Source organism: Nocardia sp. NPDC004340 (assembly GCF_053602575.1).
This window is the reverse complement of sequence record NZ_JBSGDW010000003.1, coordinates 705,891-725,603: the sequence shown is the minus strand read 5'-3', so window position 1 is coordinate 725,603 and position 19,713 is coordinate 705,891. Positions and strand designations below refer to the sequence as shown.

Annotated in this window: 23 protein-coding genes; 13 read left to right on the top strand and 10 right to left on the bottom strand. The window is 68.2% G+C overall.

The window, feature by feature from the left end; translation table 11 throughout:
• The first annotated feature begins 47 nt into the window (after positions 1-47).
• Positions 48-1,016: a hypothetical protein gene (locus ACWEOI_RS15465; protein WP_452359987.1), complete on the top strand. Its 969-nt coding sequence runs from the start codon at positions 48-50 to the stop codon at positions 1,014-1,016.
• 44 nt (positions 1,017-1,060) lie between these two features.
• On the opposite strand, the gene ACWEOI_RS15460 is transcribed toward ACWEOI_RS15465, so the two are convergent.
• Positions 1,061-2,272 (bottom strand): MFS transporter, encoded by a 1,212-nt coding sequence (locus ACWEOI_RS15460; protein WP_452359986.1) that lies wholly within the window; start codon positions 2,270-2,272, stop codon positions 1,061-1,063.
• A gap of 159 nt (positions 2,273-2,431) precedes the next feature.
• Between ACWEOI_RS15460 and ACWEOI_RS15455 the strand changes: the two genes are divergently transcribed.
• The gene (locus tag ACWEOI_RS15455) at positions 2,432-3,100 is read left to right on the top strand and encodes an Rv1733c family protein (protein ID WP_452359985.1); all 669 of its coding nucleotides are present in this window, start codon (positions 2,432-2,434) and stop codon (positions 3,098-3,100) included.
• A gap of 34 nt (positions 3,101-3,134) precedes the next feature.
• Here ACWEOI_RS15455 and ACWEOI_RS15450 read toward each other — a convergent pair whose 3' ends face one another.
• The 3 genes from ACWEOI_RS15450 to ACWEOI_RS15440 form a co-directional block, all read right to left on the bottom strand.
• A complete protein-coding gene (locus tag ACWEOI_RS15450; RefSeq protein ID WP_433666304.1) occupies positions 3,135-4,052 on the bottom strand; it encodes a 2-hydroxyacid dehydrogenase in 918 nt (305 codons plus the stop codon).
• A gap of 87 nt (positions 4,053-4,139) precedes the next feature.
• The gene (locus tag ACWEOI_RS15445; RefSeq protein ID WP_357084681.1) at positions 4,140-4,292 is read right to left on the bottom strand and encodes a hypothetical protein; all 153 of its coding nucleotides are present in this window, start codon (positions 4,290-4,292) and stop codon (positions 4,140-4,142) included.
• An 11-nt stretch (positions 4,293-4,303) separates the two neighbouring features.
• Positions 4,304-4,777 carry a hypothetical protein gene (locus tag ACWEOI_RS15440; RefSeq protein ID WP_433666303.1) on the bottom strand — a complete coding sequence of 158 codons (474 nt, stop codon included), beginning with the start codon at positions 4,775-4,777 and terminating at the stop codon, positions 4,304-4,306.
• Between the two features lie 135 nt (positions 4,778-4,912).
• Here ACWEOI_RS15440 and ACWEOI_RS15435 point away from each other — a divergent pair, with 135 nt between their 5' ends.
• From ACWEOI_RS15435 to ACWEOI_RS15415, 5 genes are all read left to right on the top strand, one after another.
• Positions 4,913-5,104 carry a hypothetical protein gene (locus ACWEOI_RS15435; protein ID WP_452359984.1) on the top strand — a complete coding sequence of 64 codons (192 nt, stop codon included), beginning with the start codon at positions 4,913-4,915 and terminating at the stop codon, positions 5,102-5,104.
• 142 nt (positions 5,105-5,246) lie between these two features.
• Positions 5,247-6,218 (top strand): non-homologous end-joining DNA ligase, encoded by a 972-nt coding sequence (gene ligD / locus ACWEOI_RS15430; protein ID WP_452359983.1) that lies wholly within the window; start codon positions 5,247-5,249, stop codon positions 6,216-6,218.
• A gap of 70 nt (positions 6,219-6,288) precedes the next feature.
• Positions 6,289-6,732, top strand: a complete 444-nt coding sequence (locus ACWEOI_RS15425) for a pyridoxamine 5'-phosphate oxidase family protein (protein ID WP_433666300.1) — start codon at positions 6,289-6,291, stop codon at positions 6,730-6,732.
• A gap of 186 nt (positions 6,733-6,918) precedes the next feature.
• Positions 6,919-8,325, top strand: a complete 1,407-nt coding sequence (locus ACWEOI_RS15420; protein WP_452359982.1) for an amino acid permease — start codon at positions 6,919-6,921, stop codon at positions 8,323-8,325.
• A gap of 163 nt (positions 8,326-8,488) precedes the next feature.
• Entirely contained in the window at positions 8,489-9,880 is a 1,392-nt protein-coding gene (locus ACWEOI_RS15415) for a hydroxysqualene dehydroxylase (protein WP_452359981.1), read from the top strand.
• 12 nt (positions 9,881-9,892) lie between these two features.
• On the opposite strand, the gene ACWEOI_RS15410 is transcribed toward ACWEOI_RS15415, so the two are convergent.
• The gene (locus tag ACWEOI_RS15410; RefSeq protein WP_433666297.1) at positions 9,893-10,552 is read right to left on the bottom strand and encodes a TetR family transcriptional regulator; all 660 of its coding nucleotides are present in this window, start codon (positions 10,550-10,552) and stop codon (positions 9,893-9,895) included.
• A gap of 66 nt (positions 10,553-10,618) precedes the next feature.
• Between ACWEOI_RS15410 and ACWEOI_RS15405 the strand changes: the two genes are divergently transcribed.
• On the top strand, positions 10,619-11,650 hold the full coding sequence (locus ACWEOI_RS15405) for an oxygenase MpaB family protein (RefSeq protein WP_452359980.1): 1,032 nt from the start codon (positions 10,619-10,621) through the stop codon (positions 11,648-11,650).
• Between the two features lie 4 nt (positions 11,651-11,654).
• Complete coding sequence (locus tag ACWEOI_RS15400; protein WP_452359979.1) at positions 11,655-12,971, top strand: oxygenase MpaB family protein; 1,317 nt, start codon at positions 11,655-11,657, stop codon at positions 12,969-12,971.
• 4 nt (positions 12,972-12,975) lie between these two features.
• Here ACWEOI_RS15400 and ACWEOI_RS15395 read toward each other — a convergent pair whose 3' ends face one another.
• On the bottom strand, positions 12,976-13,326 hold the full coding sequence (locus tag ACWEOI_RS15395; RefSeq protein WP_433666294.1) for a hypothetical protein: 351 nt from the start codon (positions 13,324-13,326) through the stop codon (positions 12,976-12,978).
• A 168-nt stretch (positions 13,327-13,494) separates the two neighbouring features.
• Between ACWEOI_RS15395 and ACWEOI_RS15390 the strand changes: the two genes are divergently transcribed.
• Positions 13,495-14,154, top strand: a complete 660-nt coding sequence (locus tag ACWEOI_RS15390) for a LysE family transporter (protein ID WP_433666293.1) — start codon at positions 13,495-13,497, stop codon at positions 14,152-14,154.
• Positions 14,155-14,184: 30 nt separating this feature from the next.
• Here the strand turns inward: ACWEOI_RS15390 and ACWEOI_RS15385 are convergent, their stop codons facing one another.
• Positions 14,185-14,949: an SDR family oxidoreductase gene (locus ACWEOI_RS15385; RefSeq protein WP_452359978.1), complete on the bottom strand. Its 765-nt coding sequence runs from the start codon at positions 14,947-14,949 to the stop codon at positions 14,185-14,187.
• A gap of 59 nt (positions 14,950-15,008) precedes the next feature.
• On the opposite strand from ACWEOI_RS15385, the gene ACWEOI_RS15380 reads away from it, so the two are divergent.
• Positions 15,009-15,368 (top strand): winged helix-turn-helix transcriptional regulator, encoded by a 360-nt coding sequence (locus tag ACWEOI_RS15380; protein WP_452359977.1) that lies wholly within the window; start codon positions 15,009-15,011, stop codon positions 15,366-15,368.
• 21 nt (positions 15,369-15,389) lie between these two features.
• On the opposite strand, the gene ACWEOI_RS15375 is transcribed toward ACWEOI_RS15380, so the two are convergent.
• Entirely contained in the window at positions 15,390-17,396 is a 2,007-nt protein-coding gene (locus tag ACWEOI_RS15375) for an APC family permease (protein ID WP_452359976.1), read from the bottom strand.
• Positions 17,397-17,570: 174 nt separating this feature from the next.
• Between ACWEOI_RS15375 and ACWEOI_RS15370 the strand changes: the two genes are divergently transcribed.
• A complete protein-coding gene (locus ACWEOI_RS15370; RefSeq protein WP_433666289.1) occupies positions 17,571-18,347 on the top strand; it encodes a GntR family transcriptional regulator in 777 nt (258 codons plus the stop codon).
• 81 nt (positions 18,348-18,428) lie between these two features.
• Here the strand turns inward: ACWEOI_RS15370 and ACWEOI_RS15365 are convergent, their stop codons facing one another.
• Positions 18,429-18,725, bottom strand: a complete 297-nt coding sequence (locus ACWEOI_RS15365; protein WP_433673397.1) for a hypothetical protein — start codon at positions 18,723-18,725, stop codon at positions 18,429-18,431.
• Between the two features lie 133 nt (positions 18,726-18,858).
• The gene (locus tag ACWEOI_RS15360; protein WP_452359975.1) at positions 18,859-19,050 is read right to left on the bottom strand and encodes a hypothetical protein; all 192 of its coding nucleotides are present in this window, start codon (positions 19,048-19,050) and stop codon (positions 18,859-18,861) included.
• Positions 19,051-19,435: 385 nt separating this feature from the next.
• On the opposite strand from ACWEOI_RS15360, the gene ACWEOI_RS15355 reads away from it, so the two are divergent.
• Positions 19,436-19,666 (top strand): DUF397 domain-containing protein, encoded by a 231-nt coding sequence (locus ACWEOI_RS15355; protein WP_357277604.1) that lies wholly within the window; start codon positions 19,436-19,438, stop codon positions 19,664-19,666.
• The last annotated feature ends 47 nt before the right edge of the window (positions 19,667-19,713 follow it).

Genomic DNA, 19,713 nt, shown 5'->3' with positions numbered 1-19,713 from the left:
GCAGCGACGATCACACACTGGATTTCGACCGATGCCGACGTGTGTGGATGCGCGACATCGATGCCGCCCTTCTCGACACAGAACGGACCGCTGGGTCCAGAAACGCACACCGAGAATCGGCAACATTGGAAATCGGTTTCAAACCGGCAGACGTACGCGTACGGCGCTCGGCTTGGGCAGCGAGCTATGTCGGTGACTGTGACGACGTGTTGGTGATCAAACGTAAGAACCAGGCACTTACCGCCGAGATCGGGGTGATCGTTCCGGCTTCACTCGTGCGCGATGCGACGACGGTGGAGAGCCTGTTGCTGCCGCACCTTGCACGCTTCGGGCTGACATTCGTTGCGCTAAAGCTGTTTCCGAAGGAATCCAACAGCGAGAACTGCGAGGTACAGGTGCTGCCCGACCTGGACTCGACGCTGGAGGAGCTGGTGTATGCAGCGTGCCTGCTTCGTGATGTCGTCATGGCCTCACCAGTGTTTGCCTCGAGCGAGGAGCTGTTCGCTTGTCTGGAACGAGGAGATGTCGACTCGCTCATCGGTGTCGCGGAATCGTCGGTGCTCGATGCCAAGCGAACTCACTACGCGAAGAGGGAGAACGGGCACCTCGAGTTGGCCATCGACGTTGCTTCCTTTACTAATTCGGGCCAAGGTGGAGTGCTCGCGATAGGGATACGCACTGTCAAGGACGTGCTCGGGCGCGATATCCTCGCGGAGGTCGGCGGCTGCGACATCGACCGTGGCGCGGAGGCACGGTACCGAAAAGCGATCGATACGTTGGTGTTTCCAGGTGTCGAGGGGTTACGGATGTGCCGTACGGCCAGCGCTCTGGGGGAGGTGTTCGGCATCTTCGTTCCACGGCAGGATCCTGCAAAACTGCCGTTCATCGTCCTGGGGGGAGACAAGCGCGACGCAAAGCACAGCTCGGTTGTCTTCCAAGTTCCGGTCAGAACAGGGGAGTCCAATCTTCCAATGCGAGTTGAAGCAGTTCACAGCGCATTGAGAACCTGGACTTGACGTACTGACGGCTCGCGGGCCGTGAAAACAGTCTTGCAAGCGCGTCAGAACGGGCCTACAGAGGCGTCGTGTACCCGTCCGGTGCGGGCGGTGATGGCCGCGGCCAGGATGGTCGCCGTGGCGGCGGCCATCGCGGTGGCGGTCCAGCCGAACCAGCCGACCGCCGCCGCGCCGAACGCGGTGCCGAGGCTGCCGCCGATGAAGTAGACGACCATGTAGGCGCTGTTGAAACGGGCCGGGCTGGTGGGGTCGATGGCCAGGACGGTGCTCTGATTCGCTACCTGGGCGGCGAACAGTCCGGCGTCGAAGAGGCCGAGGCAGAGCAGGGTCAGCGCCGTGTTCGACAAGGTGACGGCGAGGATCGCGGTGCCGGCGATCGCCAGCGGCAGGCCGAGCAGAATCACCCGGCGTGCGCCGATGCGATCGGTCCAGGTTCCCGCGATTCGGGTGGCGATAATGCCGAGGAGTCCGGCGAAGGCGTACAGACCGATCCGTTCGGGGGAGTACGAGAACGGCGGCTGGGACAGGGCGACCGCGAGTCCGGCCCAGATCGCGCAGAAAGCGAAGAACCAGAGGGAGCCTCGGATCGCCGCCAGGCGCAACGCCGGATGCCGGGTGAACAGGGCGGGCATGCCGCGCAGGGTCGCGAGATAGCTCGAGGTGGCCGTGCTCGCCGCCGCGGGCAGGGCGACGCGGGCGGCGACCGCACAGGCGACGCACGCCGCGGCGAACACGAGCAGCATTCCCCGCCATCCCAGGAGATCGGTCAACCAGCCGCCGATGATTCGGCCCGCGAGGATGCCCGCCGAAATGCCTGCCGTCACGATCCCGAGCACCGTGGCCCGCTCGTGCGAGGCCGCGAATCTTCCCGCGACCGAACTCAATTGCGCGCCGATCGAGGATCCCGCCCCGACGAGGCCCACCGCGAAACCGAGCAGCCACGGCGAACCGACCGCGGCCGTAGCGGCCAGAACCGCTGCCAGCACAGCGAATTGAACCGAGACCACCGCGCGCGCCGCGTACCGATCGACCAGCGGCACCAGCAACGCCAGCCCCACCAGGTATCCGATCGGCCCACACGCCAGGGCCGTGCCCACGGCCGCTGTCGAAGCATGCAGCGATCCGGCCAACTCGGCGATCGCGGGATGCAGCGGATACATGCTCGCGGTCCCGAGCGCGGCCGCGAAGGCCATGAACCACACCGTGGGTGTCCGCAGCACCCGTTCCCGCGAGGACGGAATGACATCGAGTTCCATGATTCCGACGCTAGAAACACCGTGATCACGCGTCCGGCGGAAATCGGACCCTATAGTTCCCGCGACTCCGGGCGCTACCGCCGGGCGAGAACCGCAGGTCGTCCTGCTGCGCTACGGCATCGGACGTGACCATGCGTTGACCTTGACGTTCATTGGTTCATGGCGTATCCCTCTGGGTACAGCTACCGATGTAAGCGGTACGACGGCGCGTGGGGAGAGGTGGTCCAGGTGTCGATGCGTCCTTCGTGGCCGGCGCGGCTGTGGCGAGTGCGCCCGTGGAACCCCAGTCCGCTGATGCGTGTGTCGGATCGGGCGGAGGTGGTGTTGCGGACGCTGGCCGTGGTGGTGGTGGCCGCGGCGGTGCCGGTGGCGGGGGCGGTGGGGACCGTCAGTTATACGGGGGCGGAGGCCCGGATCGTGGCGCAGGACTCGGGGAAGGTGCGGGTGGTGGCCACGGAGACCGCGGATGCGGTGCGGGTGCCGGATTCGGATCGGTACGCGACGCATCAAGTGCGGTATCAGGCGCCCGTGCAGTGGGACAACGGCGGGAAGATCGCGACCGCGACGGTGGATGTGCCGGGGCCGCAGGTCGCGGGGGCCACGGTGACGTTGTGGACCAAGAACGGGCAGCCGACCGTCGCGCCGTCGCGGCCCGGGTCCGCGGCCGCGGAGGGGATCGGGACCGGGCTGGCGATACTCGTCGAAACCTGGTGTGCGGCGGCGGCGACCGTGTGGTTCACCGGGACCGTGCTCGACGCCCGGCGGTATGCGCGCTGGGAGCGGGAGTGGCGCGGGATCAATCGGCCGATCGGCAAGGACACGCTGTAGCTCTCGCGACTGCCAGGGAATCCCCAGTGCGAGTTCAGTATTCGCCGCTGACGAGATTCTCCGGCGGCTCACCCGCGAGGTAGCGCGCGATCTCGGCGGTGGCGATGGTCCAGCCGCGCTCCAGGTTTCCGGTGCTGCTGCCGCCGACGTGCGGGGTGAGCAGCAGGCCCGGTGCGTCCCACAGCGGGTGGTCGGCGGGCAGTGGCTCGGGGTCGGTGACGTCGAGAATGGCGCGCAGGCGGCCGGATCGCAGTTCGGCGAGCAGGTCGTCGGTGCGGACCACGGGGCCGCGGGCGGCATTGACCAGGATGGCGCGGTCGGCCATTCGGGACAGGAAGGCGGCGTCGACCATGCCGATGGTGTCGGAGGTGACCGGAACCATGAGGATGACCGCGTCGAAATGCGGGAGCAGGGCGGGAAGTTCGTCGATGCCGTGGACACCCGGACGGGCTCGCGTACCGACCAGTTCGACCGTGGTGCCGAAGGGCAGCAGCATGCGCTGCATTTCGGTGCCGAGGTCGCCCGCGCCGACGATCAGAATGCGCTTGCCGTGCAAGGTATCCGTGCGGTGCTGGGTCCAGCGGTGTTCTCGTTGGGCGAGCGCGAATTCGGTGAATTCCCGGTAGACCGTGAGCAATCCGGTGATCGCCCACTCCGCCGTGCTGGCCCCGTGCGCCCCGCGACCCGTGGAGATCATGACGTGCTCGGGCAGCCGCCCCACCCAGGTTTCCGCGCCCGCCGTGAGCAGCTGCACCAGGCGCAGTTTGGGCAGCGCGCGGGCCAGTTCGAGATTCTCGGGGCGGCTGGCCAGGAACGCGGGCACGAACACCTCGGCCTCGTCCGCCCCGGCGGGGAGCGGTTCGCCGAGCGTGTAGCGCAGCGGCCGCGCACCGGGCAGCCGGGAGACCGCCGCGAAGCCGTGTTCGTCGGGCACCAGCACCGTCACCGTCATGAAAACGACGCTAGCCGACCGGGCGGGATCCCGGTCGGCGTGGTGGCACCGGACCTCGGTGTCCGGTCTATGACGCGGGTGCGCGAGTCAATAGCGCGGGTGCGCGAGCCAGCGGGCGGGCGCACCCATCAGCCACTGGAACAGGGCGACGGCCATGGCGATGATTCCGAGCGAGGACAGAGCCGGGGTGGCGAGAAGCCAGCCGGCGTCGAGCAGCGCCAGGCCGAGCACGACGAACATTCGGAGGGTTCCTATTTGGCGGCGGATTCTTTCGGTGCGGGGGACCCGCTCGGACGACCGAGGAACCGGTTGACCGACCAGTTCGGCTTCGAGAGGGCACGTTTCGGCGCCATCTTGGCCAGGGGAACCACCGGCTTCCGAGGTGGCTCCACGGTACCCGCGGGCTTGGACGGGGGCGCTGGTTTCGTGAGTTCCTTTCGCGCGGCGGCCATTTCCCGCCGCGACTGACGCAGCTCGCGCCGCGCCACCTGCCCGCGCCGTGAGGTGGTCCAGATTCCGGCCAGTAGCAGGATCGTTCCGGCCGCGCCGGCCGCGCCGATCGCCATCCCGTACGCGAACAACAGTCCGCTCGAGCCGTGATAGGTGTGATCGAATACGGTGAAGCCGTTGGGAAGTGCGTGCGAGTCACCGCTGTTGGCCGCGACCCCGGCCACACCCACGGTCACAGCACCCAGCAGAGCGATGAGCCCGATGATTGTGAACATATCGGGGCAATGCCCGCTGTCGCCCAGGCCAAACCCCGATTCGGCAGGTTGTCCGGCGAGTCCTGCCCGTTTGTCCGCCGAATCCGTGGCTATGCCCGGAATACGAACTCACGCACTAGGAACGGGAGCGACCCGATGTCGACCTACACATACGAAATGCCGCACTTCGCCTCCGAGGCGACCCTCGCCGAACGTGCCCTGCGCGGTATGGATTCCACCAGCGCGGTCACCGTCGATCAGGCGGCCGAGACCATTACGGTCACCTCCTCGCTCACCTACGGCGAGGTGCTCGACGCCATCCGGGGCCAGGGCCTGTCGGCGAAGTAACGCCCGGCCCGGTAACCCGCGGGGCCCGCGGACCATAACGAACCGGGCGTCCCCGGCGTGCCGCGGCGGCGGGAAGGCAACTCGATAGCAAACTCGCGGGCATGTCCCGTTCGCCCGGATATCGGCGCGGATAGCGGCCCGGGTGGCCGCCTCGGTCCGCCGCGGCCCGTCGCCCATGCTGGCGACCGGGGGACCGCCGCCGGGCGGGCCCGGGTGGGCGGTGGAGATGAAGTGGGACGGGGTCCGCATCATCGCGATCCGCGAGGGCGGGGAATGCGCGCTGCTCAGCCGCAACGGCAATGACGTCAGCGCGGCCTATCCGGAGATCGTGACGGCGCTGAAAGACCTGTCCGGCAAGGGATCTCTGATCGTGGACGGCGAGATCGTGGCGCCGGACCGCGAGGGAGCGCCCTCGTTCGGGCGGTTGCAGCGGCGCATGCACGTGGTGCGGCCGGGGGAGCAGCTGATCGCCGAGGTTCCGGTGCGGTTCTTCGTCTTCGACGTGCTCCGCGTGGACGACCTCGACGTCACCGGCGAGACCTACCTCCAGCGCCGGGAGCGGTTGGCCGATCTGCCGCTGAACGAACCGCTCTCGGCGCCCCCGCACTGGCTCGACGTGGATGCGACGCAGTTGCTGGAGGTGGCGCGGGAGCATCGGATCGAGGGCATCGTGTCCAAACGGACCGATTCGGTGTATCTGCCCGGCCGCCGGTCACCGGCCTGGATCAAGACGCCGCTGCGGCAGAACACCGAGGTCGTGGTGGCCGGGTGGACGCCGGGCGCGGGCGCGTTCGGGACCACGTTCGGCTCGCTGATCATGGGCGCGCACGACGAGACCGGTCGGCTCGTCTATATCGGCAATGTCGGCACCGGGTTCACCCAGGCCGCCCGCCGCGTCCTGCGCGGCGCACTCGAGGGGATCGCCATCTCCGCAGCCCCTTTCGACCCGCCGCCACCGGAAGCGGCAGGGGCGGGCTGGCACTGGGTGGATCCGATCCTCGTCGCCGATGTCGAATATCGCGAATACTCCGGCGAACGCCTGCGCATGCCCAGCTGGAAGGGGTTGCGCACCGACAAACCGCCCGCCCTGGTCTCGGTCCCGCCACGGCGCTGACACCCGTGCGAACCTCGCGATGGGGCAAGGCAATTGGCGTTATCGGTAGCGATCGACCACAATCGGAGGGATGGGCGGCGTAGGGGCACGGAAGCTACGCGAGCTTTCGGCTGCCGATTCACTGAAACGACTGGCGGGCGCGCAATACGGGCGAATCGTCTACTCGCGCCGGGGACTTCCGATCATCCGGCCGGTCAATCACATCGTCGAGGAGGATGTCGTCGTGGTGCGCGCGCACCTGGGCGCCAGCCTGCTGCGCGGTGACGGTCAGGTGGTGGCGTACGAGGCCGACTCGTTCGACGAGCACACCCGGCAGGGCTGGAGCGTGATCGTCACCGGGGTGGCGCGGGTGGTCATGGATCCCGAACAGGTGCAGCGCTACGAGACGCTGCTCGACCCGTGGATCAATATGCCGATGGACCATGTCATCCGCATCGAGGCCGAGATCGTCACCGGTCTGGAGCTGATCGACGAGGGCGACTGGACCGCGCCCCAGCGCCCCGCGCCGCGCTGATCCGGCACACCGCACCGCGCTGATCCGACACCACGCGCCGGGGTCACTGTGAGCCGCGGACCACTCCGGTAGCGTGACACGCCGTTGGATCGAGCGTCGCAATTCGTCGGCAAGCTCGACGCGGCCGGTGTCTCGCAGGTGCGAACAGGGGGGGTTCCGGCCGCCGGCACGCGGAAGGAACACCATTTGACAGCCTCGGAACGGCAGCTACCGGACACCGGCGCCGCACCCACGGACGAGGGATATTCGCGCGGCCTCTCCCCGCGCACCATCCAGATGATCGCCATCGGCGGCGCGATCGGCACCGGCCTGTTCTACGGCGCGGGCGGCGCGATCCAGAAGGCCGGTCCCGCGCTCATCCTGTGCTACCTGGCCGCCGGTCTGGCCATCTTCGTGATCATGCGGGCGCTGGGCGAACTGCTCACCTACCGCCCGGTCGCGGGCAGTTTCGCCGACTACGCGCACGAATTCCTGGGCCGCTTCGCGGGCTTCGCCACCGGCTGGACCTACTGGGCGGTCTGGGTGGCCACCTGCATGGCCGAGATCACGGTGGCCGGGAAGTACGTGCAGTACTGGTTCGACATTCCGCAGTGGGTGACCGCGCTGGTGGTGCTGGGCATCATGTTCGTCGCCAACCTGGTGTCGGTGCGACTGTTCGGTGAGGGCGAGTTCTGGTTCTCCACCATCAAGGTGACCGCCATCGTCACCATGATCGTGCTCGGCCTGGGCGTGCTGATCTTCCACTTCGGCCACGCCACCAACCCGACCGTCACCAATCTGTGGAACGACGGCGGCGTGTTCCCCAACGGCTTCGGGCAGGCGCTGCTCGCCCTGCAGATCGTGGTCTTCGCCTATGTCGGCGTGGAGCTGGTGGGCGTGACCGCCGGTGAGGCCCGCGACCCCAAGCGCACGCTGCGCAAGGCCATCAACTCGCTGCCGTTGCGGATCGGCCTGTTCTATGTGGGCGCGCTCGTGGTCATCATGTCGGTGTCGAGCTGGCGCACCTTCCACGCGGGCCGCAGTCCGTTCGTGGAGGTCTTCGAGCAGATCGGCATTCCGGGCGCGGCCGGGATCATCAACTTCGTGCTGCTCACCGCGGCGCTGTCGTCGTGCAACTCGGGCATCTACTCGACCGGTCGCATGCTGCGCAGCCTGTCGCAGCGTCAGGACGCGCCGCCCGCGCTGGCGAACCTGAGCGGCCGGTCGGTGCCGGCGGCCGGTATCGCGGTCTCGGCGGCGGTCATGGTGATCGGCGTCGCCGTGAACTACTTCTCGCCGGACAAGGCGTTCGGCTACATCACCTCGGTGTCCACCATGGGCATCATCTTCGTGTGGGGCATGATCCTGATCTGCCACCTGATCTACCGGGTCCGCGTCAAGCAGGGCGTGCTGGCGGGCAGTGACTACCGGCTGCCGGGCGCCCCGATCACCACGGCGCTGGCGCTGGCGTTCCTGGCGCTGGTCGTGGTGCTGCTGTTCTTCACCGAGGACGGCCGCAGCGCGCTCGTGGTCGGCGCGGTGTGGGGTCTGCTGGTGTGCGCGGCCTACCCGTTGATGGCCCGCAAATCCGCGGAAAACGCTGTCCACCAGTAACTCCGGACGGGTTCGAGACGCCCGCCCCGCCACCTACAGGTGGCCGGGCGGGCGTCGTCGTTTCGCCCCGGGTCTCATTCCCTGTGCGAGGTAATGAAATCCGGGCATGCTGAGCGCGCGGCGGGCGTAGCTTGCTTGGTGCAGGCTAGTTCCAGGGGTGAACATGAACGATCCGCGACGCTACGTTGTCATCGGCGGGGGACTGGCCGGATTGGCCTCCGCGGTCTGGCTCGCCGAAGCCGGGAAACAGGTCACGCTCCTGGAACGCCGCGGACGGCTCGGCGGGCGCACGCACTCGCTGGAAGTCGCTCCGCTGCGCGACATTCCCGACAACGGCCAGCATGTGATCGCCAGCGGCTACGAGCATCTGTTCCGATACCTGACCAGCGTCGGCACCCGGCAGTACGTGAGCTTCCCGCAGCAGGGCGTGCTGCGCTGGCCCGGCGGGCGCACGGCGATCATGGGCACCACCGGATTTCCCGCCGTGCGCGCCCTGCTCGGCGCCCACCCCGACGCGAGCGCCGCCGACCGGGTGCGCGCGGCCTCCGCCACCGTCAAGATGGGCTGGCAGAGTCTGCGCCAGCCCGGCGATCTGGCCGACCTCACCACCGACCAATGGTTCCGCCGCCTCGGCATGCCCGACACCGCCCGCGAGGCGCTGTGGGACTGGCTGGCCCTCGGCATCGCCGCCGAACCGGTGCGGCAGGAATCGGCCAAGGTGTTCGCCGACGTGCTGGCGACCGGAATCCGCTTGGGCGTCAAGCGGATGCGGCCGGTCACCATCGGCTACCCGACCACCGACCTGGACACCCTGTTGGTCTCCGGCGCGCAGCGGGTCTTCGACCGGCACGGGGTGGACGTGAAGTACCGGGCCGTGGCGCGCCGCATCCACATCGCCGACGGCACGGTCACCGGCGTCGAATTGGCCGGGGGCGAGGTGCAACCCGCCGATGCGGTGGTGTGCGCGGTCCCCAACTCCTACATCGGCGGACTGCTCGACGAGCTGCCCGAGCACGACCGCATCTATTCGGCCGCCGACAAACTCGGGTACACGCCGATTGTCAGCACCAACCTGTACCTGGACCGCGCGCTCGGCACCAAGGCCGCCATGGAGGCCCTCATCGGCGGGACCGGTGTCATCGACGAGGTCTTCGACCGGCAGCGCATGCACGGGCGCGGGACGCTCAACGGCTGGCTGTACTGCCTGACCACCAGTGGTGCGTACGAGCAGATCCACAAACCGCACCACGAGGTGGTCGACGAGCAGATGGCGCTGTTGCGGCGCTACTACCCGGCCGCCGAGGAAGCCAAAGTGCTGCACGCGCAGGTGGTTCCGATGCCGCGAGCCACGTTCTCGCAGGTGGTCGGCACCGACGGGTTGCGGCCGGACCAGGCCACCTCGGTGCCCACGCTGGTGCTGGCGGGGGATTGGACCCGGACCGACTGGTCGGCAACCATGGAGAGCGCGGCGCAGAGCGCGGCCAAGGCCGTCGGCCTGCTGCTCGCCCTCCCCGCCGTCCGGACCCAGAATCGGCGCAAGGTCATGCGGCGCTGAGGCGGCGAACCATCACTCGCGTTCGGCTCGCGACACGGGCTCGCGGAAGTAGTTGAGGATCAGCCGGGTGATGTCGGCGAGGAAGCGCTCACGCGGAATGGGCGGGCCGTCCAGCAGATAGCGGATGGTCAGATGCTCGACCGTCCGCACCAGCATCCACGCCGCCGCATCAGCATCCACCTCGGCCGGAATCGGGTACTGCCGCATGGACAGCGCGACGCGGGCCAGCTCGCCGATCTGCTGCTCGAACGCCACCACCGGGCCCGCCGCCGACAGCCGCGGCGTCTGCTCCACCACGGCCCGCAACAGCTCACGGTCATTGCCCAGGGCATCCATCAGATACGAGATCGTCTCCGGCACCGACACTTCCGGCGGACGGCCGATATTCGACAGCACTCGTGCGCGGACCCGCTCGGCCACCTCGCCGGTGTAGCGCTCGATCACCGCGGCCACGATCGCGTCCTTGTTCGGGAAGTACTGATACAACGAGCCCGGACTGATATCCGCTGCCGCCGCAATGCGATTGGTCGACGCGCCGTCGTAGCCGTGGGTGATCAGCACCCGCTGGCCCGCGTCGACGATGCGGGCCACCATGGCGCGCGAACGATCCTGCTGCGGGGTCCGGCGCGGCGGCGGCACCGGTGATTTCGGGGTGCGGCGTTTCGATGTCATGGCGATTCGTGCGAGATCCGGAAATGCGAATTGAAGGCGAGCGAAAAGTCGTGTCAGCGTTGGGACATGGTGTCACACAACGCGGTGTCGGACCAGGGGCCGTGGGAGATCCGAGAGCCCGCGGGCCCGCTCGGACCGGACTCGCTGACCTGGAAGACCTTCGGGTCGCTGTACTTCCTGCCCAGCGCGCTGTTCGTCGGGATGGTGCAGAACATGCACCCGGGGCTCGGGGCGGGAGTCGAATTCCATTCCGAGATCCATGACGAGTTCTATCAACGGATTCTGCGGTCGCTGTACCCGATCTATGGGGTGGTGTTCGACGGCGAGCGCGCCGGGCGGACCGCACGGGAGATCGTCGGCTATCACCGTGACATCAAGGGCGTCGACGGGCAGGGCCGGCGATACCACGCGCTGGACCCGGGCACCTTCTACTGGGCGCACGCGGTGTTCTTCGTCCAGAACCTGCGTGCCGCCGACTTTTTCATGGGCGGCCTGAGCGAGGCTCAGCGCGTACAGCTCTGGCGCGAGCACTATCGCTGGTACGAGCTGTACGGCATGAGCATGCGGGTGGTGCCGACGAGCTGGCCCGCCTTCCAACGTTATTGGGCCGACATGTGCCGCGACACCCTGGAACCGACCAAGGCCGCCCGCGACGTCTTCCACCTCGTCGACACCGTGCCCGTACCACCGTTCCCGCTGGTGCGACGGCTGCCGAAACCACTGTGGGAACATCTCGTCCGGCCGGCGGGCGGGCAGTTCTATCGGTTCGTGACGATCGGGCTGTGCGATCCGGAGATTCGCCGGACCATGGGCTTCACCTGGACCGACCACGACCAGCGGCGGTTCGAGCGCCTCTGCCGGACGCTGTCGGCCATGAACCGGGTGACACCCGACGCGGTCAAGTACTTCTTCCCGCGTATCCACGCCGCCCGCCGCCGAATCGCGGGGAGACGCCCGGCCTGGCTCGCGCCGCCCGAGGCACCCGAAGTGCTGTGGCCCGCCGCCGGACACCGCGCCGAGGGCAAGCACTACTGCCCGGTCCACGCCGATCGGGGCTCGGACCCGATCACCAGATTCCGCCAGCTGACAGGGTTGTGACGCCATGACTCACCCGTACGACTATTACTACCGGCCGGGGATGCCGCTGCGCCCGGCGCCGCCGCGGGCCGTGGCCTCCGACCTGTGGTTCGAACCGCGGAAAGCCCTGCTGGGCGCGTGGATCGACGTGCGCCGCGAACCCGTCGAGACGCCACGCACCCGGCTCATGGCCGATCATCTGTGGCAGGGCGACGAACCGATGGACGCGCTCGTCGCGGCGTTCGGCCGCCTCGGCTCCGCGGGCGGTCGCCGCATGCTGAACCAGGCCCTCACCCACGGCATCGACAGCCTCGACGACCCGCTGCCGGAACTGGTGAATCTGTTCGCGCTGCTGGACGATCCGCCCGACTGGTACGACCCGGACCTGTGGGAATACGGTCGCCGGCTCTGGATCAACGTATCGCTCGCGGGCAAGATGGCGATGGGCGTGCAGGACTTCATGGGCACCTTCGTCGGTGCGGAAGTCGCCTCCGCCGTTGGTCAGACCGGGCGGTTCGTGCGGGATCCGTACCGGCGCGGCCTGGAATCCTCGGTCTGGTTTCGCAGCGTCACCGCACCCGGAGCCCTGGACCGCCGCAACCCGATCTTCCACGACACCGTGCGGGTTCGGCTCATGCACGCCCAGGTGCGAGCCATGCTCCGGCGCACCTGGGGCGATGAGCATTTCGCCGAGCACGGCAATCCCATCTCCAACGCCACCACCATGGGCGCGGCGGTCACCTTCGGTCTGTCGCCCATCTGTTTCGACCACGCCCACGGGCGGCACAGCACCACCCGGCAGCTCGACGCGGTCATGCACTACTGGGCCTATATCGCGCACGTCTTCGGTGTGGCCGACGAACTCATCCCGCGCACGGCGGCCGAGGGGATGGAGCAGGCCGACTACATGGTCGCCACCGCGGGCGTGGCTCCGCAGTGGACCGCAGCCATGGCCGGGGCAGCCACCCGGCGCTTCACCACCGGCACACCGATCGGTCGCCTCCAAATCGCCGCCACCGCACCGCTGCTGGGCGCAGTTGCCTATTACAGCGGCGCGCCTCTGGTCCGGGCTCTGCTCGTGGACACGCCTTTGAATTCGGTCCCACTGCAACCCTTCTCGCGGCTCACCGCGCTCGCCGCGGCCACACAGGTCCGGCTCCGCGCGCTCGATGACCGGCTGCCCGGCGCTCGCGCCCGCATGATCCGGCGCGCCCGCCACATCGACCCCATGTGGGACCGCAACACCCGCGTCGCGCGCTACCTCGCCGCCCGCGCCGGCATCCGCGGCACTCCGTTCGACCACCACGACAGCACCGCGGACACCGCGCGCTGCCCGGTGTGATCGGTCAGCCCTGCGACCCCACGATGCCCAGATACACGACCATCACCGTGAACAGGAACCAGCCCACGCCCTGCCAGATCGGCCACGCCCGCCCGGCCCGCCACGCGCGGAACGCCAGCACCAGCGCGAGGATGCCACCGGCGAGCAGGACCCCGCCCGGCACCAGGCCCACCACCACTTTCGAGGTCCCGTCGCACAGCACCGATCCGGCGTTCAAACAGCTGTCCCGGGCCGACGCCCACACCAGCACGATCACGCCGGCTGCCAGGGCGATCCCGAGCACGCTCAGGACATAGCGGGTGGCCTGCCGCAGCATCTCCGGATCGTTCCACCGCTTCTCCACGTCGTTGACCATCGCCGCACCTCCTCACCCTGGCGTTACCCGTTCCGCGCTGGATACCACCATGATCGTCCCCGCGACGGCGGCGTGGCACGCCCCGACCAGCCGATCAGGGGTGTGAAGTACGGCATTCTGGCGAAAACCGCTGGCCGAGGCGGTGGGGTCGTATGTCAGCATCGAGGCATGCCCCACTGGATTCAGGTGCTGCCCGCCTTCGCCCTCGCCTCGCTCATCCTGGCCGCGCTGCCCGGACCGGCCACCGCGCTGTTCCTGCAGCGGTCGGTACGCGACGGTCGGGCCGCGGGGCTGGCGGCCGTGGTGGGCAATGAGATCGGCATCTTCGGGTGGACGGTCGCCGGAGGCGCGGGACTGTCGGCGCTGCTGGTGGCCAACCAGATCCTGAACGTGGGCATCCACCTGATCGGCGCATTGGTCCTGATCTGGCTGGGAATCCAGGCCTGGCGTGGCACCCGCGGCGATCGCGGGGCCCGGGCCGACGACGCCTTCGGTGCGGCGCTGACCGCCGCGCTGCCCGGCGGCCGCACGCCCGCGGCCGCCTTCCGCGCCTCGCTGATCTCCATCGCGGCCAACCCCAAGGCCGCGGTCTTCGGCCTGACGATCCTGCCGCAGTTCCTACCCGGCAGCGGCCCGGTGCTGCCGACGGTGTTCATCCTGGCCGCCATCCAGCTGGTCATCGACACCTTGTGGTGCGTCGGCGTCGTCCTGGCCGCGGACCGCGCCGGAACCTGGCTGCGCCGCACCGGCATTCGCCACCGCATCGAACGCACCCTGGCCGCGATCCTGGTCGCGCTGGGCCTGGGCCTCGCGGCCGACGCCCGCTGACCTGACCCGCACCGGGCCGCCGAGCCCAGGTCAGCGGGGTGCGGCAGGCGTCGACAGGAAGTCCCGGCCGCCGACGTAGACCGTGTGGCCCAGCGGCGCGTCCAGGGTGGTGGCGTCGGCGACGGCGGTGGCGAATTCCTCGACCGTCGGCAGGTCGCCCTGGTCGCGACGCTCGGTGACCGCGTCGGGGTCGCGGCGTTCGAGCAGTCGCACGATGATGGTGCCGTCGATCATGTCGCCGGACACCACGGTGAAACCGATTCCGCGGTCGGCGAATTCACCGGTCATGGCACGCAGCGCGTCCTCACCGGCCCGCTTGCTCGCGGCGATCTGCTCGTAGCCCGGCGGGGCCTGGCGGGTGGGGGAGAAGTGGGCCTGGTGGCTGGTGACGAACACGATCCGGCCGCCCGACGGCAGATGCGGCAGCGCGAGCGCGGCCAGCCCGGTCTGGGCGTCGCGATTGAGCAGCATGGCGTAGTCGGGCGCGGCATCGCGCTCCAGACCACCGGAGGCGTTGAGCACCAGCACATCCAGGCGGCCGAACTCGGCCACCACGCCCTCGACGAGCGCCCGCGCGCTCTCGGGATCCGCGATGTCCGCGCCCGCCACCGATGCACTGCCACCCGCGGCCGCGATCTCGGCGGCCAGCGTCTCGGCCCGCTTGCGCTTCTCCCGGTAGTTCACGACCACGTGGTCGCCCCGGCCCGCCAGCACCCGCGCGGTCTCCGCGCCGATCCCGCGGGAGGACCCGGTGACCAGCACGATGCGCTGCCCGGTCCCTGTCGTCGTAGTCATGCGCGACCTCCATCCACCAGAGTGCTTCTAATTCAGAAGTACTACATTGGTACTTCGAAATGAGAAGCGCAAGTCAGCCACCGCCCGCCAACAGCCGCGCCGACGACTCGGCCACCCCGCTCCTGGCCGCCATGGACCTGCTCGGCCAGCGCTGGATCCTGCGCGTGATCTGGGAATTGGAGCCGGGCGCACTGGGCTTCCTGGAACTGCGCCGGCGCATGGGCAATTGCTCGTCGAGCATGCTGTCGGTGCGCCTGCAGCGGCTCGCCGACGCGGGGGTCGTGCTCAAGCGGCCCGACAAGTCCTACGAGTTGACCACCGCCGGTACGGAGTTGGGCCGCGCGCTGGAAGGCGTGTGGGAGTGGTCGGAGCGGTGGGCCGACAATCTCGAGGGCACACGCGACACCGAAGGCGGGTAAGGGCTCGGCGGCGCCGGTAGATCAGACCCGGTCGCCGGATCCGGTGATGCCCCGCCGGATCTCACCCGGCGTGTGCTCCTCGCGCGGTACGGCGCGGAAGCGCGACGAATGCAGCTGCCAGGGCACGCTGGTCACCATCACTCCCGGCTCGAACAGCAGCCGCGCCTTCAATCGCAGCGAACTCTGGTTGTGCAGCAGGTTCTCCCACCAGCGACCCACCACGTATTCGGGAATGAACACGCTGACCACATCCCGGGGCCGCGACTTGCGCTGCCGCTTGATCTCGTCCAGCACCGGCCGGGTGATCTCCCGGTACGGCGATTCGATGACCTTGAGCGGGATGCCGACCCCGAAGCGCTCCCAGTCCCGAGCCAGGTCGCGGGTATCGGCGTCGTCCACATTGACCGTCACCGCCATCAGCGTGTCCGGCCGGGTCGCGCGCGCGAACTGCACCGCCCGCTGGGTCGCCTTGTGCCAGCCCGACACCAGCACCAGCGCGTGCACCCGCCCCGGCAGCATCTCCGTGTCGTGCGGATCGATGGCCAGCTCGCCGCGCACCGACGTGTAGTGCCGGTGGATCAACCACATGATGACCACCAGGATCGGCATGGCGATGACCACCAGATACGCGCCGTGGGTGAACTTGGTGATCATCACGACCACCAGCACCACGCCGGTGAAGCACGCGCCGAAGGCATTGATGAAGCGCGCCCGGTGGATTCGCAGCCGCTCGCCGGAGGTCTGCGCGGTCCGCAGCTCCCGGTTCCAGTGCCGCACCATGCCGGTCTGGCACAGGGTGAACGAGGTGAACACACCCATGATGTAGAGCTGGATGAGCCGGGTGGTGGACCCGTCGAAGGCGTAGATGAGCGTCCCCGCCGCCACCGCCAGCAGGATGATGCCGTTGGAGAAGGCCAGCCGGTCGCCGCGGGTGTGCAGCTGGCGCGGCATGTAGCGGTGTTGCGCGAGAATCGAGTTCAGCAGCGGGAAGCCGTTGTAGGCGGTGTTGGCGGCCAGGATGAGGATGAGTGCCGTGGTGACCATCAGGTAGTAGAAGGCGAGCGAATTGCCGCCGAACACGGCCGCCGAGATCTGCGCGATGACGGTCTTCTGCGCGTCGTTGTGGCAGTCCCCGGCGAATCCGATGATGTCGCAGGTGTTCTCGGTGACCCGGGTCTTGGTGATCATGGCCAGCGCCGTCACCCCGGAGAACATGGCGATGGCGATGACGCCCATGGCGGTCATGGTGCGCGCGGCATTGAGCGCCTTGGGCTTGCGGAAGGCCGGCACCCCGTTGGAGATGGCCTCCGCGCCGGTGAGCGCGGTACACCCGGAGGAGAAGGCCCGCAGCAGCAGGAAGGCGACCCCGGCGGTGGACAGCCCCACCTGCTCGGCGTGGATCTCGTAGTGGGCGCTTTCCGCGACCGGGGTGTGCCCGAGCAGCGTCTGGCCGAGCCCGACCACGATGAGCACGAACACCCCGAGGACGAATCCGTAGGTGGGAATCGCGAAGGCGCGGCCGGACTCTCGCACGCCGCGCAGGTTCATGGCGGTCAGGAAGATGATGAACCCCAGGTCGATGACCACCCGGTAGGCGTTCAGGTCGGGCACCGCCGAGATGATGTTGTCCACGCCGGCCGACACCGACACCGCCACGGTCATCACGTAGTCGACCAGCAGCGCGGCCGCCACCACCAGGCCGGGCAGCGCGCCGAGGTTCTCGGCCACCACCTCGTAGGACCCGCCGCCGGACGGATACGCCTGCACCACCTGCCGATACGACAGCGCCACGACGGCCAGCAGGACCACCACGCCCGCCGCGACCACCGGGGTCAGGTGCAGGTAGGCCAGCCCGCCCAGGGTCAGGATGAGCAGGATCTCCTGGGTGGCGTAGGCGACCGAGGACAGCGGGTCGCTGGCGAAGATCGGCAGTGCGAGCCGCTTGGGCAGCAGGGTCTCGCCGAGCCGATCGCTGCGAAACGGCCGTCCGAGCACGAGTCGTTTGGCTACGTCGATCGGTGAAACCACGCTCGCAGCCTAGGTCTGGAAACCGGTCGAATCGGAGCCCCATGCCGTAGAGAATTCGTAAAGATACCGAACTGTCCGGCCCCGCTGCCTGCGGATTCGAAGACTTGTGCGGTTGATCGAACAACCACCTAGACTGTCTGGGACGTAATCGAGGGTTTTTGGAGAGGTGACACGATGGGAGACCGGACGGTCGTCGCCGACGTTGCCGACGAATTGGCGCGCCGCGTGGCATCCGGGGAGTACGAGCCCGGTGGTCTGATGCCGTCCGTCCGCCAGGTCGCCGAGGAGTTCGACCTCAATCGTGCGACAGCGCAATTGATTCTGGGCCGGCTGGAGTCCTATGGCTTCGTGGACGCCCACCGCGGCAAGGGATTCGTGATCCGCGATGTGCGCTCCGAGGGCGGTGTGGACGTGTACGGGCGGCTGTTCCGGCTGTCCATGCCGGAACCGGAGATCGCCGCGGAGATGTTCGGCAATATCGTCGACGAGGAACGCGGGATCGCGCTCGAGGCGCTGCTCGCTTACACCGGCAGCGAACGCCCGCTCGATCCGGCCGAACTCAAGGCCGAGATCGACGAACTGGAAACCCTTGCGCGCGGCACGGACCCGGACCCCCATCGGATGCTGAGCATCGAACTCGGGCTGCTGCGCCGGATGCTCACCGCGCTCGGCCTCTCGGTGCAGCGCGCGGTGCTCAACTCGATCGGTGAGATGGTGCTCGAGGTGCCGGCGGCGGTCGAGGCGTACTTCGCGGTCTCCCCGGATCTGCACGTGCTGGTGTGGCGGGCGCTGGTGGCGGTGTGGGAATCCGACGCCGGTCCGAGTGAGGCGCAACTGGCGCTGTTCGAGGATCTTTTCGGCATGTACCACCGGAAAGTGGTGGCGCGCTTCGAGGAACTGGTCGGTGCGGCCGGATCCGGCGCCGCCGGTGTGGTGGCCGCGACCGCGTGAGTTCGGGCCGACGGGTCGGTCTCGTCTCAGACAACCCCTCTTGGCAGAGTTTTCGGTAATTTTCAGCGCCCGAATTGGGAGCTATTGACCGATTACCGCGTTCATGATGGTGCCCGCGCTCGTCGCCACGATGCCGCCGACGAGCGCGCCGGCCACCTGTTTGGGCGACTGTAAACCGCTGCCGCTCCACTTTTCCCACGCGAAGCGACCGCCCGCGTAGGTGATGGCGAGGACTCCGGAAAGCAGCACGAACCAGGTGAAATACCGGACCAGCCGCATCAGCTTGTCGGCCGCGGGCGGGGTCTCGGGCGTGGGATCGACGATCTGCGCGTGCTGAATCTGGGTCAGCAGCTCGTGGGCGGCAATAAGAAGAAACATCTCGGCGCTCTTCCACACGGGGGCAATTCACCCTCCGGGGTACTCGCCGGACCCACTGTCACGCAAGGGAAGTCGTGTTCTTGTTCGTCATCGGGCATCGACGCGAACGCAATAGTGCGTGCGCCCGATGCGATCAGTCCACGTCGTTGTCGGCGGACAGGTACGCTATTGCCGCCAGATACTGCCGGCAGGCGAAGTGCTGGTCGTGCGCGCGGAGGACGGCCCGGGCCTGGCGGTAGGTGAGGGTGCGTGGTTCCGCCTCGCAGTCACCGGATTGGTCGCCGCGAGCGGCGGCATCGGTGGGACGGGCGAGCATCTGCGTCATGGGATGCCTCTGGCCGAGTGGGGGATTGGTGCACCGAGTTTAGGAGCTCGGATCGTGCAGATGCAAGCACATCTGCACGCTCGTCACGGGTCTCGAGGAGAGATTCCGGCGTCACGTGACCTTTCGGACATAGGGTTCCGGAACAATCGGGCGAACGGGACGAACTGACCCGAATTCTCCGCTCCCCCTTCGCAACTTCGCTCTTGGGCGCGGGTTCCAAGATCAAATCTGTTGTGTTGCAAAGGATGTGCCTCCCCGAGGCCATCGATCATGGGCTACCTGCGTGCTATCGTCGTGCTTGCGGTTGCAACTGTAAGTACATCTGATCGAACAATTGCAAGTACTGGGACCACCGTCTGCGGGCGGTACTGGCAAGGAGTCTGAAATGACGGACATCTCGGCAACCTCGATCGATCGCTCGAATCTCTTGTGGCGCAAGAGCACCTTCAGCAATCCCAGTGGAAACTGCGTGGAACTCGCCCCGCTGGCCAACGGGCAGGTCGCAGTGCGCAACTCGCGCGACCCCGAAGGCTCGCTGATCGTGTACACGCGCCCGGAGATCGATGCGTTCCTGCAAGGCGCGAAGAGTGGAGAGTTCGACGACCTCGCGCGCTGAGCGGTAGCATTGGCAATCGGCGCGGTGGTTCGCGACTAGCCGTTGTG